General features: G+C 73.0%; 17 protein-coding genes. 10 read left to right on the top strand and 7 right to left on the bottom strand.

Going from position 1 to position 14,074, the window contains the following annotated elements; genetic code table 11:
* Positions 1–405: 405 nt before the first annotated feature.
* The 3 genes from EAD98_RS26205 to EAD98_RS26190 all read left to right on the top strand — a co-directional run bounded on the left by EAD98_RS26205 (position 406) and on the right by EAD98_RS26190 (position 3,675).
* Positions 406–1,320, top strand: a complete 915-nt coding sequence (locus EAD98_RS26205) for a MurR/RpiR family transcriptional regulator (RefSeq protein WP_121656649.1) — start codon at positions 406–408, stop codon at positions 1,318–1,320.
* Complete coding sequence (murQ, locus tag EAD98_RS26200; protein WP_199723561.1) at positions 1,317–2,273, top strand: N-acetylmuramic acid 6-phosphate etherase; 957 nt, start codon at positions 1,317–1,319, stop codon at positions 2,271–2,273. Before EAD98_RS26205 ends, murQ begins: the two co-directional genes overlap by 4 nt.
* A 412-nt stretch (positions 2,274–2,685) precedes the next feature.
* Positions 2,686–3,675, top strand: a complete 990-nt coding sequence (locus EAD98_RS26190; RefSeq protein ID WP_121656647.1) for an RNA polymerase sigma factor RpoD/SigA — start codon at positions 2,686–2,688, stop codon at positions 3,673–3,675.
* Between the two features lie 72 nt (positions 3,676–3,747).
* Here EAD98_RS26190 and EAD98_RS26185 read toward each other — a convergent pair whose 3' ends face one another.
* Entirely contained in the window at positions 3,748–4,722 is a 975-nt protein-coding gene (locus tag EAD98_RS26185; RefSeq protein WP_121656646.1) for an NlpC/P60 family protein, read from the bottom strand.
* Between the two features lie 501 nt (positions 4,723–5,223).
* Here EAD98_RS26185 and EAD98_RS26180 point away from each other — a divergent pair.
* Complete coding sequence (locus EAD98_RS26180) at positions 5,224–5,745, top strand: DUF6232 family protein (RefSeq protein ID WP_121656645.1); 522 nt, start codon at positions 5,224–5,226, stop codon at positions 5,743–5,745.
* 54 nt (positions 5,746–5,799) lie between these two features.
* On the opposite strand, the gene EAD98_RS26175 is transcribed toward EAD98_RS26180, so the two are convergent.
* The gene (locus EAD98_RS26175; RefSeq protein WP_121656644.1) at positions 5,800–6,126 is read right to left on the bottom strand and encodes a DUF3817 domain-containing protein; all 327 of its coding nucleotides are present in this window, start codon (positions 6,124–6,126) and stop codon (positions 5,800–5,802) included.
* Positions 6,127–6,152: 26 nt separating this feature from the next.
* On the bottom strand, positions 6,153–6,587 hold the full coding sequence (locus EAD98_RS26170; RefSeq protein ID WP_199723560.1) for a hypothetical protein: 435 nt from the start codon (positions 6,585–6,587) through the stop codon (positions 6,153–6,155).
* A 130-nt stretch (positions 6,588–6,717) separates the two neighbouring features.
* Between EAD98_RS26170 and EAD98_RS26165 the strand changes: the two genes are divergently transcribed.
* From EAD98_RS26165 to EAD98_RS26155, 3 genes are read left to right on the top strand one after another with little or no spacing between them, the layout of a single operon-like run.
* Positions 6,718–7,080: a DUF6158 family protein gene (locus EAD98_RS26165; protein WP_121656643.1), complete on the top strand. Its 363-nt coding sequence runs from the start codon at positions 6,718–6,720 to the stop codon at positions 7,078–7,080.
* Entirely contained in the window at positions 7,080–7,415 is a 336-nt protein-coding gene (locus EAD98_RS26160) for an SRPBCC family protein (protein ID WP_121656642.1), read from the top strand. Before EAD98_RS26165 ends, EAD98_RS26160 begins: the two co-directional genes overlap by 1 nt.
* A 60-nt stretch (positions 7,416–7,475) precedes the next feature.
* Entirely contained in the window at positions 7,476–8,015 is a 540-nt protein-coding gene (locus EAD98_RS26155; protein ID WP_121656641.1) for a DUF1360 domain-containing protein, read from the top strand.
* A gap of 58 nt (positions 8,016–8,073) precedes the next feature.
* Here the strand turns inward: EAD98_RS26155 and EAD98_RS26150 are convergent, their stop codons facing one another.
* From EAD98_RS26150 to EAD98_RS26140, 3 genes are all read right to left on the bottom strand, one after another.
* The gene (locus tag EAD98_RS26150; protein WP_053653058.1) at positions 8,074–8,268 is read right to left on the bottom strand and encodes a hypothetical protein; all 195 of its coding nucleotides are present in this window, start codon (positions 8,266–8,268) and stop codon (positions 8,074–8,076) included.
* A 67-nt stretch (positions 8,269–8,335) separates the two neighbouring features.
* Complete coding sequence (locus EAD98_RS26145; RefSeq protein ID WP_121656640.1) at positions 8,336–8,560, bottom strand: hypothetical protein; 225 nt, start codon at positions 8,558–8,560, stop codon at positions 8,336–8,338.
* Between the two features lie 476 nt (positions 8,561–9,036).
* On the bottom strand, positions 9,037–10,131 hold the full coding sequence (locus EAD98_RS26140; protein ID WP_121656639.1) for a 3-deoxy-7-phosphoheptulonate synthase: 1,095 nt from the start codon (positions 10,129–10,131) through the stop codon (positions 9,037–9,039).
* Between the two features lie 263 nt (positions 10,132–10,394).
* Between EAD98_RS26140 and EAD98_RS26135 the strand changes: the two genes are divergently transcribed.
* Positions 10,395–10,610, top strand: coding sequence for a hypothetical protein (locus tag EAD98_RS26135; RefSeq protein ID WP_089019304.1), 216 nt, complete (start codon positions 10,395–10,397; stop codon positions 10,608–10,610).
* Here the strand turns inward: EAD98_RS26135 and EAD98_RS26130 are convergent.
* Positions 10,577–11,332: a phosphodiesterase gene (locus tag EAD98_RS26130; RefSeq protein ID WP_121656650.1), complete on the bottom strand. Its 756-nt coding sequence runs from the start codon at positions 11,330–11,332 to the stop codon at positions 10,577–10,579. The genes EAD98_RS26135 and EAD98_RS26130 overlap by 34 nt on opposite strands.
* A 101-nt stretch (positions 11,333–11,433) precedes the next feature.
* On the opposite strand from EAD98_RS26130, the gene EAD98_RS26125 reads away from it, so the two are divergent.
* On the top strand, positions 11,434–12,726 hold the full coding sequence (locus EAD98_RS26125) for a pitrilysin family protein (RefSeq protein WP_121656638.1): 1,293 nt from the start codon (positions 11,434–11,436) through the stop codon (positions 12,724–12,726).
* On the top strand, positions 12,723–14,066 hold the full coding sequence (locus EAD98_RS26120; RefSeq protein ID WP_121656637.1) for a pitrilysin family protein: 1,344 nt from the start codon (positions 12,723–12,725) through the stop codon (positions 14,064–14,066). Before EAD98_RS26125 ends, EAD98_RS26120 begins: the two co-directional genes overlap by 4 nt.
* Positions 14,067–14,074 lie beyond the last annotated feature (8 nt).

Raw genomic sequence — 14,074 nt, 5'->3', positions numbered from 1 at the left:
CCACCGCCCCGACCCGCCTCGTCGGGTCCGCATCGCCCCGACCCGCCTCGTCGGGTCCGCATCGCCCCGACCCGCCTCGTCGGGTCCGCATCGCCCCGACCCGCCTCGTCGGGTCCGCATCGCCCCGACCCGCCTCGTCGGGTCCGCATCGCCCGGTCGGGTCGGGTCGACGCGCCGTCGGCGGAGCCCTGCCCGGCGTGGCTGCTCGGCGACGCCGTACGGTCTGGCCGGACCCGGACGTCGCGCGCCCGGCGCCGACCGGCAGGCCGACCCGGCCCGGCGGGGGAGGTGGCCCGGTTCCGGCGGTGGCACGCTTGGCCTCACGGGCTCGCCCGATCGGCGGTACTTTGCCCAACACGTGGAGTCATGGTTGACGCTCACGCCTCGTGAAAGTAAGTTTCATCCGTGGCGAAGAGTCCGAAGATTTCTGCGAGTCACGAGCCCGGTGGGCTGATCGTCCACATCAGCGGGCTGCTGCCGTCGCTGTCGCCCGCTGAGCAGCGGGTCGCCCGGCTGGTCGTCGCCGACCCGGCTGCCGCCGCCCGCCGGACGATCACCGATCTCGCCACCGCAGCCGAGACATCCGAGGCGACGGTCATCCGGTTCTGCCGGTCGGTCGGCATGGACGGTTATCCGCAGCTGCGGATCCGGCTCGCCGCCGAGGCCGCCCGCCGGGTCGAACCGCCGGACGCCCGGGTGGTCGGCGGTGACATCCCGCCCGGCGCCGACCTCGCCCAGATCATCGCCACCATCGCGTTCAACGACGCCCGCGCGGTCGAGGAGACCGCCGAACAGCTCGACCCGGCCGTCTGCGAGCAGGTGGTCGAGGCGATCGCCAGCGCCGGCCGGATCGACATCTACGGCGCCGGCGCCAGCGGGTTCGTCGCGTCCGACTTCCAGCAGAAGCTGCACCGCATCGGCCGGATCGCCTTCTACTTCCCCGACGTGCACACCGCGCTGACCTCGGCCGCGCTGCTGGGCCGTGGCGACGTGGCGATCGGCATCTCGCACACCGGCACCACCTCCGACGTCATCGAGGTGCTGGAGCAGGCCCGTACGCGGGGCGCCGTCACTGTGGCGCTGACCAACTTCCCGCGCTCGCCGATCACCGAGGTGGCCGACTTCGTGCTGACCACCGCGGCCCGGGAGACCACCTACCGCTCCGGCGCGACGGCCAGCCGGCTGGCCCAACTCACCGTGGTCGACTGCCTGTTCGTCGGGGTGGCCGCCCGCAACCGGTCCCGGGCGCGCAAGGCTCTCGAGGCGACCGCCGAGGCCGTCCTGTCGCACCGGGTGGGTGCGAACCGGAGGCGAGGATGACGGCCGGTGCGGTGGAGCCGGACGAGGACATGCCAGCACCCCCCGCCCGCCCGACTGTCCGGGTGGGCGCCCCCACCGAGCGGCGCAACCCGCTCAGCGCCGACCTCGACCTGATGTCGACCCGGGACGTACTCACCCTGATCAACGAGGCCGACCGGCGGGTGCCCACCGCGGTCGCCGCGGTGCTCGACGAGATCGCCGCCGCGGTCGACCTGGCGGTCGCGGCGCTGCGTGGCGGCCACCGGGTGCACTACTTCGGGGCCGGCACCTCGGGCCGGCTGGCTGTGCTCGACGCGGCCGAGCTGGCCCCCACCTTCAACTCGCCTCGGCACTGGTTCTGCTCTCACCTCGCCGGCGGGCCGGACGCCATGTGGCAGGCCGTGGAGGACGCGGAGGACGACGACCGGGGCGGCGCGGCCGATGCGGCCGGATGTGTGCGCGCCGGTGACCTCGTGGTCGGTCTTGCCGCCAGCGGACGCACCCCGTACGTCCTCGGGGCGCTCGCCGCGTCCCGCGCCAAGGGCGCCTCGACGGTGCTGCTCTGCGCCAATCCGGAGGCGGAGGCGGCCGGCTCGGTCGACGTGTTCATCGGGGTGGACACCGGACCCGAGGTCGTCACGGGGTCGACGCGCATGAAGGCGGGCACCGCGCAGAAGTTGGTGCTCAACGCGTTCTCGACCGCCGTCATGGTGCGCCTGGGTCGGGTCTACTCGAACCTCATGATCGACATGGTGGCCACCAACGCGAAGCTCCGCGGGCGGATGATCTCGATCCTGGTCGAGGCCACCGGCTGCTCGGAGGAGGTCTCCCGGCGGGCCCTCAACGAGGCCGACGGCGATCTGAAGACCGCCCTGGTCGCGCTGGTCTCCGGCGCCGAGGTCGCGGCCGCGCGGGCCGCGCTGGCCCGCTCCGCCGACCAGGTACGCGGCGCCCTCGCCCTGCTCGCCACCTGACGCCACCCGCCCGCGTCGCCGGCGGGAAGCGAATGAGGCTCCGGATTGTTCATCGGGGCGGGGGGTAATAACACCCCCGTGGATGAACCGACCGGTCCACCGGTGCGTATCTGGCAGTGACCAGGATCGCAGCGCGGTGGTGACCCGGGTCGCTGTGCCCCCGCGGCGGGCGGTGTTGCCATTGGTGCGGGCGTTCGGCGATTCGCCGACCCGCCAACCCGTATGTGGTGCCCAGCGGCGAGCCACCCGACGGGGTGCTGACAGCAAACATGGACCGTGCTCTCAGCTACTACTCAGGCATTCGTGACACTTTCGACTCACGACATGGAATCCCCGACACGTCTCATCTGTTGTGTAGGTGTCAGCACCGGTGGGCACAGCGGAAGTTACCGGGGGGCTGACGGACGTGGGGATGGCAAGGAACCGGGCAACCGGCGCGAGCGAGGGGACCGTGGGCAACGTGGACAAGAACATCGGCATGCGAACCGATCAGGTCGCCGAGGAGCGCGACCTCGTCGGCGTCTACCTGCACGAGATCTCCCGGACGCCACTGCTGGACGCCGCCCGGGAGGTCGATCTTTCCAAGGCGATCGAGGCCGGCCTCTACGCCGAGCACCTGCTCGGTGAGGACCGCGTCCCCGATGGCGTCGACCGGGCCGACCTGGAGCGGCTGGTCGTCGAGGGGGAGCACGCGAAGGACCTCTTCATCCGTGCCAACCTGCGACTGGTCGTGTCGATCGCCCGCCGTTACGTGCGCTCGGGCATGCCCATGCTGGATCTGATCCAGGAGGGCAACACCGGTCTGGTCCGGGCGGTTGAGAAGTTCGACTACGAGCGTGGCTACAAGTTCTCGACCTACGCCACATGGTGGATCCGCCAGGCCATCAGCCGGGCGATCGCCCAGCAGGAGCGCACCGTCCGACTGCCGGTGCACCTGGTGGAGGACGTCAACCGGATGCGCAACGTGGCGCGCCAGCTCACCCGTGAGCTGGGCAGCGACCCGGAGCCGGAGCAGATCGCGGCGTCGCTCGGCGTCACCGTCGAGCGGGTCAACGAGCTGCGCCGCTGGTCGCAGGACACCGTGTCGCTGGACACGCCGGTCGGCGACGACGGCGACACCAAGCTCGGCGACCTGGTCGCCGACACCGACGCCCCGTCGCCGGAGGACATCGTCCTCTCCGGGCTGGAGCGGCAGCGCATCGAGGGGCTGCTCAACCACCTGGACGACCGTTCGGCCGGCATCATGCGGGCCCGTTACGGGCTGGAGGACGGCCGCGAGCACTCGCTCACCGAGGTCGCGTCCCGGTTCTCGCTGTCCCGCGAGCGGATCCGGCAGCTGGAGATCCAGGCCCTCGGCCGGCTCCGTGAGCTGGCCCGCGCGGAGGGGCTGCAGGCAGCCTGACCTGGTAGCAATGACGGCGAACGGCCGGCGTCCGATAGGGGGACGCCGGCCGTTCGCCGTATCTGCTGGCGGCTAGCGGACCCGACCGTAGCCCTGGATGGGCATCATGTTCATGCCCCGCTTGAGCACGTTGCGGCCGGCGCTCGGTGCGTCGATCACCTGACCGCCGCCCACGTAGAGGGCGACGTGCCCGAGCCCGTTGTAGAAAATCAGGTCTCCCGGGCGCAGGTCACCCCGGCCGATGTGGGCGACCGCCCCCCACTGCATCCGGGTGTTGTGCGGCAGCGACTTTCCGGCCGCCCGCCAGGCGGCTGAGGTCAGCCCGGAGCAGTCGTAGCCGTTCGGCCCGTCGGCCGCCCACACGTACGGCTTGCCCAGCGCCCCGAAGGCGTAGCGCACCGCAGTGCCGGCAGCACCCGAGACGGCGGGTGCCTTCCCGGCCTCGGCCGGCGCCTTGGGCGCGGGTTGCTCGGTGGGCGCCCCGTACGCCTGCCGGCGCAGCTCGTACAGCTTGGCCAGGTCCCTCTCAATCTGCTTCCTGCCCACCGCCAGCTGGCGGGCCTGCGCGGCCTGCCGGGTCAGCGTGGCGTCCAGGCGGCGCTTCTCGTCGAGCAGCCGTCGCTGGTTCGCGGTGAAGCCGGAGATGCGTTCCTGCCGCTGACGGGTGAGCTGGTCGAGCGCGCCGAGCCGATCCAGCAGCGCCGCCGAGCCGCCGGTACGCAGCAGCGCGTCCGCGGTCTGCAGCTCGCCGCTCTTGTACGCGGTGTTGGCCAGCTGGGCGACGTCGGCCCGGCTCTGCTCCGCCTGCTGTTCCAGTGGGCCGATGCGGGCCTGTAATCGGGCCACGGCGCTCTTGTTGGTCTTGATCTCCTCGGTGAGCTTGTTGTACGACTCGACGACCCGCTCCAACTGGGCCGAGGACGTCTCGATCCGGCGGGTCAGGTCGGCGGGGGACGGCTCGGCGTGGGCCACCGCCGTCGGGGCGAGCAACGCGGCCGACATGCCGGCCAGCGCCATGGTGCGCAGCAGGTTTCTCAGGGATGACAAGAGCGGAAGGCCCCTCTCCCAAGGCCGCCGGCGGGCTGCTGATGCCCTCGGCGACACCGGCCGGGGCCACCCGGGCGGACGGCACTGGGCCGGACCGGCTCGCCCAACCTAACCCGGGACGGCTGTCGTCCGCAGTTGAAGTAGGGGCGAATGTTGGCGTTGTGGCCGGTAGGGCCGCTGCGCCCGCTGGCCTTCAGCGTGGCTGCCGACGCTCGAGGAACGAGCCATAGCGTCCGTCTTGTAGGCAATTGACGGTTGTGCGGCTTTCGTCGTTCCGGGCGTATGCCGCCGGATACCTGCGCTCCATAACCGATAAAACCTGAAATGGATGCTGTTTCTCGACGATGTCCGCCGCACGGGCGAGCTGTCGGAAGCCGGTAATTGGCCCGGCGGGCTGGCGCCGCCGCAACACAATGAACACCGGAGCCGGGAATCCCGTCGACAGGCAGCGATGCCTGTGACCTGCGGGCCAACCCGGCGAACCGCCCCACGGGAGGAACCGTGAATCGTGAAGGCGCAACGAAGCGACCGCAGCGAACGGTGCCCGGCGCCCGGACCACCCTGCTGTACGCGCGGCCCGGCATCATCGTGACCGTCGACCGGTTCACCGTCGGCCGGACCAGCTACCGGATCGCCGACCTGACCCACCTGCGTACCACCCGTGGCCCACACGACCGGATCGCCGTCCGGGCGGTCATGATCACGGCCGCCATGCTCGGCGGCGTCGGGCTGCTGCTCGGCTTCACCGGCGGCCTGCAGCGGCTGACCGCCGGGGCGTACCTCATTCTCGGGGCGGTGTTCCTGCTGCCGGCGGCGCTGGCCCTGGTCGGCGATCGCTGGCGGCCGCCCCCGCACGAGCTGTGGGGGTGGCACCGGGGTGCGGAGGTGCTGCTGTTCAGCGCCGACGACGAGCGGCAGTTCGGCCAGGTCACCCGCGCACTGCTGCGTGCCCGGGAGGTCAACCGGTACGGCGGCTGGGCGGATCCGCTCGCCTCGGCCGACCCGTGGCGGCCCAGCCGCTGACGTGCGCCGACCCGCCACGGCCCTTGCGGGGCCGTGGCGCCGACGGTTCGCCGATCAGCTGGCGACCGGCTCCGGCGTACGCTCCGCGGGGCGCGCCAGCCACCCGGTGACCCGCCGCTCGGCGTAGAACGAGACGAACGGCACGGTGCCGGCCAGCATCACCAGGAGCATCCGCTTCAGCGGCCACTCGGCCCGACGACTCAGGTCGAACGCGGCCAGCAGGTAGACCATGTAGAGGAAGCCGTGCGCCTGCCCCACCGTCTCCACCACGACCGGGTTGTCGAACCCGTACTTCAGCGGCATGCCGATCACGACCAGCAGGATCAGCGCCACGCCCACGATCCAGGCGATCACGCGGTACCGGGTAAGGGCTGCGCCCACCTTCGTCCGTCCTTCCGAGCCCCGGCTCAGCCGGGATAGTCACCGGGCCGGGCGCCCGGATTGGCGTTCAACCATGACAGGTAGTCGTTGTAGGCGGCCAGCTCCGTGTCCTCGACCGGCCCGCTGGCAGCCCGGACCCGGGCCACCCGGACCGGTCGGCGTACCGCCGGTCGGGACCCGGCGGCCGCGGCCGGAGCCGCGTCGGCGGCCGGCGCGTCGGCGGGGTCGCCCGGCGGTTCGGTGGCGGCCGCCGCCTTCCGGCGGGCCAACCGCACCTCACGCCACCACACGTAGACGACGAAGCCGGCGAAGACCGGCCACTCGACCGCGTATCCCCAGCTGATGCTGTTGCCGGCGGTGGCGCGGCTGACCTGCCACCAGCCCAACCCGAGGAAGCCCACGACCAGCACGACCATGGCCACGTGACGCGCGATCCACGCCGGGGTCCAGAGCCACCTCATGGCGTCGAGGGTACCGGGAACCGGGCCGCTCTCCGACACCGTGTCGTAGTTGTCGCACGGCGGGGAGGGTTTGGCGTCACCCGGTGTGGGCATCCGTCTAGACGCCAGCCCAAACGAGACCAGGGGGGCGATGATGACCGGATCGGTACGCGAGGACGGCTTTCCGTCCAGTGGCAGCACGGACACCAGTGGCAGCACGGACATGAGCCCGGAGCAGCGGGTGCCCGAGTGGGGCGGCGACCACCTCGCCGACCCGGCGGATGCCGGCGCGGATTTCGACGGTGACGTGCTCGGCGTCGACCCGACGGAGCTGAGCGACGAGGACCTGATCCGGGAGATGCACAGCCTGCACCGCACCCGGCTGGACACCCTCCGGCACGCGGCGGATTCCGCGCTCGCCAACCACCTGCGCCGCACGGCGGAGCTCGAGACCGAGTACCTGGCCCGCCACCCGGGCCGGGAGGTGGACCCGAGCCGCCTGCGGGACGCCTGATGGCGGCGCGCGCTGTGCGTGGCATGTCCGCGCCCCCCGAGGTGGTCTTCAACACGGCCACCGATCCGGCCCGGGCCTCGGCCTGGCTGCCGGAGCCGTTGCGGGGCGACGGCAGCCCGGCCTCAGAGATCAACGGCGAGGAGTTGCGGGCGCGCTGGGGCGGTGACGACGCCGACTGGTCCGCGGAGATCCGGGTGGAGCCGGCGGACTCCGGCGGGGCCCGGATCCAGCTCGACCTGGCCGACGGCTCGGGCGGGGCGGCTCCGGACCAGCTCGCCGACGAGGCGCTGAGCAACCTGGTACGCGAGGTCGCCGACAACCTCCAGGCCGGCTGAGACGTCGCCGGCCACGCGGGAGGAGTGCTCCCGCGCCACCACGACACGCGAGGAGAACGGGTGACCGGCATTGGCCTGCGACAGAAGGCGGCACGGCTACGTCGGGCGTACGCGCCGCACGAGCACCGCCCGCTCGGCGGCTACCTGGCGGCGATGGGCACCTACGCCGGGGTGACCGGTGCCATCGCCGGACTGGTCAAGGTCACCGGGCGACCGGTGCCCGAACGGCCCGCACCGGCCGACGTGGTGCTGCTCTCCATCGCCACGCACAAGCTCAGCCGGTTGCTGTCCAAGGACGCGGTGACGAGCCCGCTGCGGGCGCCGTTCACCCGCTACGACCGCCCGATCGGCAGCGGCGAGGTCATGGAGCAGGTCCGCGACTCGGGCAGCTCCACCCGGCACGCCATCGGCGAGCTGATGAGCTGCCCGTTCTGTCTCGCGGTCTGGGTGGCCACCGGGCTGACCGGCGGCCTGGTGCTCGCGCCCCGGCTGACCCGGCTGGTGGCCACCGCGCTGACCGCGGTCGCCGCGTCCGACTTCCTCCAGATGGCGTACGCGAGCGCGCAGCAGGCCGCCGAGGGCGGCCACGACGACGACTGATCCGCGGACGAAACGAAGCGGGGGCCGGCGTTCTGCCGGCCCCCGCTTCCCGTACGCGTCAGCGCTGCATGCCGGACCAGCCGTGCGGCGACTCCGGCTCCCGTTCGTCCTCGTCCGCCCCGGTGATGATGTCCCGATCCACCGCCGTCTTGTCGTGCTCGTTGGCGAAGTCCGGCTCGGGCGTGGTGTCTCTGCCCTTCGGCGGTTGGCCGAGCGCCGGCACCTTCTCGTCGTGGTCCTCGTGGTGTGTCATCTCGGTGTCCCTTCTGCGGTCGGCGGCGAAGCGGGCGCGCTCGGGCCCGGGATGCGCTGCGGCTCGTTCACCCGACGGACCCGCCCAGCAGGTCGCTGACCTCGTCCACCGCGTACTCGCCCTCGGGCAGCGAGTCGAGCCGGGCGAGCAGGTCCGCCGGTAGGTCGGCGGCCACCGCACGGCGGTAGATGTCCGCCTGGGTGACCCGCTCCTGACCCCGGTAGATGTCGTCGAGCAGGTCGTTGAGGGCCCGGGTGTCCGGCTCGCCGGCCACGGATGCGTCGTCGGTCACGCCGATCAGCTACCCGGGCCGGAATCGGTCAAACGTCACGCCAACGGGCCGGCCGTGCCTCCGATCAATGGCACTTCGACATGCCTTTGCTCTGCACCCGCCCGTGCGCCAGTTACGGACCGTACGTGTCGCATGGGCGGGTGCAGAGCAAAGGGGGGTGGGGCAGAGCGGCGGGGAGGGGTGGCTGATGCTCGGCCCAGCCCGTCCCCGGCTGTCTCGGCCGTTCCGGGGCGGCGGAGGTTCGGGAAGGCACAGACAGTGCCGCCCCCGGCCGGGTGGGCCGGGGGCGGCACTGGTGTCGGTGTGCAGGTCGCCTCTCGGCGAGTGGCGCTACGCGGCTCCAGCCGGACGGTATTCCGCGAAGGCTATTTTAGGTGAGGCCCGGGGACTGGGCACACCGACACCTCAGTCAACGGGCCGACCCCCGATGCTGTTCCGCCCGCCGCCGTGTCCACCGTCACAAACCCGCCGACGGATCAGGCGAGGGTGGGCAGGGTGGCCCGACGGGCCCGGACGGCGGTGGCCAGGTGGTCCAGCACCTCCGCGGTGTCGTCCCAGCCGAGGCAGGCGTCGGTGACCGAGCGGCCGTACACCAGCTCCCGGGTGGGGTCGAGGTCCTGCCGGCCGGACAGCAGGAACGACTCCAGCATCACACCGGTGATCCCGCGCTGGCCGGCGGCCAGCTGGGCGGCCACGTCCGCGGCCACCAGCGGCTGGTTGCGGTGGTCCTTGCCGCTGTTGGCGTGGCTGGCGTCGATCACCAGGCGCTCCGGCAGCCCGGCCGCGCGGAGCAGTTCGAGCGCCCCGGCCACCGACTCCGCGTCGTAGTTGGGCCGGCCGCCCCCGCCGCGTAGCACCAGGTGCCCGTCGGTGTTGCCCCGCGTGTGCATGATCGCCGGCGTGCCGGAGAAGTCGATGCCGGGGAAGACGTGGGGGACGCCGGCGGCGCGGATCGCGTCCACGGCGGTGCCGATGCTGCCGTCGGGACGGTTCTTCATGCCGATCGGCATGGACAGGCCGGAGGCGAGCTGCCGGTGCACCTGGCTCTCCACCGTGCGGGCGCCGATCGCGCCCCAGGCCACCGTGTCCGCGATGTACTGCGGCGTGATCGGGTCGAGGAACTCGCAGCCCACCGGCAGTCCGAGGCGCAGCACGTCGAGCAGCAGCGCCCGGGCCCGCCGCAGGCCGGTGTTGACGTCCCCGCTGCCGTCCAGCCCCGGGTCGTTGATCAGGCCCTTCCAGCCCACCGTGGAGCGCGGCTTCTCGAAGTAGACCCGCATGACGATCAGCAGGTCGTCGGCGAGCCGGTCGGCGGCGGTACGCAGCCGGTGCGCGTACTCGAGGGCGGCGGCCGGGTCGTGCACCGAGCAGGGGCCGACCACCACCAGCAGGCGGTCGTCCTCGCGGTCCAGCACGCGACCCACCGCGCGTCGGCCGGTCAGCACGGCCGAGGCGAGCGGGGCGTCCAGGGGCAACTCGTGGTGCAGCAGCGCGGGCGTGGTCAGCGGCACGACACGGTCGATCCGCTGATCGCTGACCCGGTCGGTCTCCGGGGTCGTCACGGTGGGCATCCTTCCGCCGACCGTGCCCGGGGCCGGTGCCCGGGACGAGCCGGCTGCTCGTACGCAAAAGGGCAGGAACGACAGCTCCTGCCCAGCCGGCTCGGTCCGTGGTGACGTCAGATCATGGTGAAGTCACCGGCGTGCGAGCCGGCTGCCTAAACCATCGATACGAACGCGTCATCGGGCCAGCGTACCCGACGGGCGGCGGGGCCCGCACAACCAAGCGGCGGAACGCCGCGTGCCGGGGCCGGGGTCGGGGTAACAGGGGTGCCATGACTGACGAGCAGAGCGATCAGGACCGGGTGGAGTCCCGCGCGCACCTCCTGCCCGAGGAGGCGGCGGTGGGCAGCGACGACCCGGAGGCGCAGGCCGACGCCATCCTCACCGAGTCCGACATCCGTGAGGAGGACCAGAACGCGGCCCCGGACACGGTGCTGGAGCACCGCACCTCGGATCAGACCGTGGTCGCGTCCGAGCCACCGGACTGAACGGTTGCTCCGCGCCCCCGGCGCGAGCCCCGGTAGGTCTGGTCCCGCAGCCAGGTCAGCGGGCCGGCCGCCCGTAGCCCCGGTGGCAGGTTGCGCACCGGGTCGAAGGCGAGCGCGGCGTCGTCCCGAGCGCTGAGCTGGGCGCCGATGCTGACCTGCCCGACCGGCCGCCACGGCCCCACGGCGGACGCGACCGCGAGCACCAGGCGCGGCGCGTCCGCGCGGGTCGCGGCGGCCACCGCGGCCAGGCTCCGGCCGAGGTCGACCGAATCGGGGTCGGCCAACGCGGCCAGCCAGAGCCGGCGTCGACCCGCCCGGTAGCACATGATCGTGCTGTACGTCCCGGCGAAGCGGCGTCGGGGCAGCGGCAGGTTCCGCAGCAGCGGTGCCGCGCCGCTGGAGCTGACCAGCAGGTCGAACGGGCGGCGCCCGCAGTGCACGCGTACCGCCAGGCCCAGCACGTCGGGCCAGCCGCCGGCGGTGGGCACCCCCTTGGAGAAACGGACGGTGGCCCGGTACCGGCCGGGGTCGTCGAGCAGGCCCACACCGGTGGGCGGGCCCGGCGTACCCCAGATCATCACCTCGCCGGAGAACGAGCGGCCGGTCGGGTGCAGCAGCCGGCCGCGGCGCAGCCGGGTCAGTGCGGCGGAGGCGCGTACGACGGCGGTGGCGGCCCGGCCGGCGGTGCGGGACGCGGGCGGGGTGTGGGGCGGCGCGGGCATGCCCCACCGGTACCCCGAACGGCCGGCTCGATGCCGGTGGGTCGGCTCGCCGACCGACCGCACGTCACCTTTCCGCCCGCGAGATCGGATAGCGTCGTGTCATGCCCGACAGCGGTTACCCCTGGCCCATCGAGACGTCCCGACTGGACAACGGCCTGCGCGTGGTGGTGAGCGAGGACCGCACCGCCCCGGCGGTGGCCGTCAACCTCTGGTACGACGTCGGCTCCCGGCACGAGCCGGCCGGGCAGACCGGCTTCGCCCACCTCTTCGAGCACCTGATGTTCGAGGGCTCGGTGAACGTGGCGAAGACCGAGCACATGAAGCTGATCCAGGGCTCCGGCGGTTCGCTCAACGCCACCACCAACCCGGACCGGACCAACTACTTCGAGACGGTCCCGGCCGAACACCTGGAGCTGGCGCTCTGGCTGGAAGCCGACCGGATGGGCGGCCTGGTCCCCGCGCTCACCCAGGAGACCCTGGACAACCAGCGCGACGTGGTGAAGAACGAGCGCCGGCAGCGCTACGAGAACGTCCCGTACGGCGACGCCTGGCTGCGGCTGCTGCCGCTGCTCTACCCGCCGGGTCACCCGTACCACCACGCGACGATCGGCTCGATGGCCGACCTCAACGCCGCCGACCTCGCCACCTTCCAGGCGTTCCACCAGACGTACTACGCGCCGAACAACGCCGTGCTCACCGTGGTCGGCGACGCCGCGGCCCCCGAGGTGTTCGCGCTGGCCGACAAGTACTTCGGCGCGCTGCCCGCGCGCGAGGACATCCCGCCCGCCCCGGACGGCCGGAGCGTCCCGGCGACCGGCCGGCCGGCCGTGGAGCAGGTGACCGGCGACGTGCCGGCCCCCCGGGTGTACGTCGCGCACCGCGGCTACCCGTTCGGCAGCCCGGGGTACGACGTCCTCACCGTGCTCGCCACCGTGCTCGGCAGTGGCCGGGGCAGCCGGCTCTACCAGCGGCTCGCCGACGGTGAGCGGATCGCCCAGCCGGACCTGGTCGGCGCGTACGGGGTGGACCTGGCGCACGCCCCGGCGCCGCTGATCGCCACCGCCACCGCCCGCCCCGGCGTGAGCGCCGAGCGGCTGGCCGAGGGGCTGGCCGAGGTCGTCGACGAGTTGGCCACCGTGCCGGTGACCGCGGCGGAGCTGGACCGCGCCAAGGCGTTGCTGAGCACCGCGTGGTGGCGTCAGATGTCGACTGTGGATGGCCGTGCGGACACGCTCGGCCGGTACGCCACCCAGTTCGGTGACCCGGCGAAGGCCGCCGAGCGCCTGCCGGCCTGGCTCGCGGTGACCGCCGAGCAGATCGCCGAGACCGCCGCCGACGTGCTCGGCGCGGCCGACCGGGTGACCCTGACCTACCTGCCCGAGGAGACCCGATGACGCTGATCACCGACCGTCCCGGCCCGGGCGCCGCCCGCCCGTACCGGTTCCCGCCGGTGGTCCGCCGCGCCGTGGGCGGTGGGCAGGTGGTCGCCGCCCACCTGCCCGGGCAGAACCTCGCCGTCGCGTTGCTGCTGCTCGACGCCGGCGCCGGCCGGGAGCCGACCGGCAAGGAGGGGCTGGGTGGGGTGCTGGCCAAGGCGTTGGAGGAGGGCACCGCTCAGCGGGACGCGACCGCGTACGCGCTGGCCATCGAGGCGCTCGGCACCGAGCTGGTGACCGGGCTGGACTGGGACTCCTTCCAGGTCAGCGTCCAGGTGCCGGTCGACCGGTTGACCGCTGCGGTGCAGTTGCTCGCCGAGGCCGTCCGGACGCCCCGACTGGACCCGGCCGACGTCCGGCGGGTCCGCGACGACGAGGCCAACGCGCTGCGGATGGACTGGGCCAACCCGGGCCCGCGCGCCGACGCGGCGTTGCGCGCCGACCTGTTCGGCGCGGAGAACCGCTGGGGACGCCCGATGTACGGCGACCCGGAGTCGGTGGCCGGGCTGGACGTGGAGGACGTGACCGTCTTCCACTCCGAGTGGTTCCTGCGGCCGGGCACCCTGGTCGTCGCCGGTGACCTGGACCGGATCGACCTGGACGCGCTGGCCGCCGCGGTGTTCGCCGGCACCGGTGGAGGCCCGGCCGACCGGGGTGGCCCGATCGAGGTGCCGGTGCGTACCGGACGGCGGATCATCCTGGTGGACCGGCCGGGCTCGGTGCAGTCCACGCTGCGACTGGGCCACCCGTCGCCGCACCGGGCGCATCCCGACAACGTGCCGATGACGCTCGCCGGCACCGTGCTCGGCGGGGCGTTCACCTCCCGGCTCAACCACCTGATCCGCGAGGTGCGCGGCTACACGTACGGCATCCGGGGTGACTTCGCCTCGTCCCGCCGGTTCGGCCGGTTCGCGGTCAGCTCCGGCGTGCAGACCGCGGTAACCGCGCCGGCCCTGGTCGAGGCGGTGGGGGAGATCACCCGTACCCAGGTGGGCGGGGTGACCGAGGACGAGCTGGCGGTGGCCCGTTCCTGGCGGGCCGGGCAGCTCTCGGTCGAGTTGCAGAGCCCCCGGGCGATCGCCTCCGCACTGACCACGCTGGTGGTGCACGACCTGCCGGACGACTACCACGCCCGGCTGCGCGAGGAGCTGCTCGCCGCTGACGTGGACCAGGTCTCCGCCGCCGCGGCCACCCACCTGCACCCGGACGCGCTGACCCTGGTCATCGAGGGCGACGCCGCCCTCATCCGCGACGACCTGAGCGCCGCCGCCCTGGGCGACCTGATCCCCCACCCCTAATCCTGACC

Origin of the sequence: Micromonospora sp. CV4 (assembly GCF_003667455.1) — a bacterium.
GTDB lineage: Bacteria > Actinomycetota > Actinomycetes > Mycobacteriales > Micromonosporaceae > Micromonospora.
The sequence above is the reverse complement of the archived record's forward strand: the minus strand, read 5'-3'. Positions and strand labels throughout refer to the sequence as shown.

Bases quoted from the DNA above. Each gene is read 5' to 3' on its own strand.
- murQ (WP_199723561.1), top strand. From the start codon at position 1,317: ATGACGGCCGGTGCGGTGGAGCCGGACGAGGACATGCCAGCACCCCCC.
- EAD98_RS26190 (WP_121656647.1), top strand. From the start codon at position 2,686: ATGGCAAGGAACCGGGCAACCGGCGCGAGCGAGGGGACCGTGGGCAAC.
- EAD98_RS26170 (WP_199723560.1), bottom strand. From the start codon at position 6,587: ATGAGGTGGCTCTGGACCCCGGCGTGGATCGCGCGTCACGTGGCCATG.
- EAD98_RS26165 (WP_121656643.1), top strand. From the start codon at position 6,718: ATGATGACCGGATCGGTACGCGAGGACGGCTTTCCGTCCAGTGGCAGC.
- EAD98_RS26160 (WP_121656642.1), top strand. From the start codon at position 7,080: ATGGCGGCGCGCGCTGTGCGTGGCATGTCCGCGCCCCCCGAGGTGGTC.
- EAD98_RS26150 (WP_053653058.1), bottom strand. From the start codon at position 8,268: ATGACACACCACGAGGACCACGACGAGAAGGTGCCGGCGCTCGGCCAA.
- EAD98_RS26140 (WP_121656639.1), bottom strand. From the start codon at position 10,131: ATGCCCACCGTGACGACCCCGGAGACCGACCGGGTCAGCGATCAGCGG.
- EAD98_RS26135 (WP_089019304.1), top strand. From the start codon at position 10,395: ATGACTGACGAGCAGAGCGATCAGGACCGGGTGGAGTCCCGCGCGCAC.
- EAD98_RS26130 (WP_121656650.1), bottom strand. From the start codon at position 11,332: ATGCCCGCGCCGCCCCACACCCCGCCCGCGTCCCGCACCGCCGGCCGG.
- EAD98_RS26125 (WP_121656638.1), top strand. From the start codon at position 11,434: ATGCCCGACAGCGGTTACCCCTGGCCCATCGAGACGTCCCGACTGGAC.
- EAD98_RS26120 (WP_121656637.1), top strand. From the start codon at position 12,723: ATGACGCTGATCACCGACCGTCCCGGCCCGGGCGCCGCCCGCCCGTAC.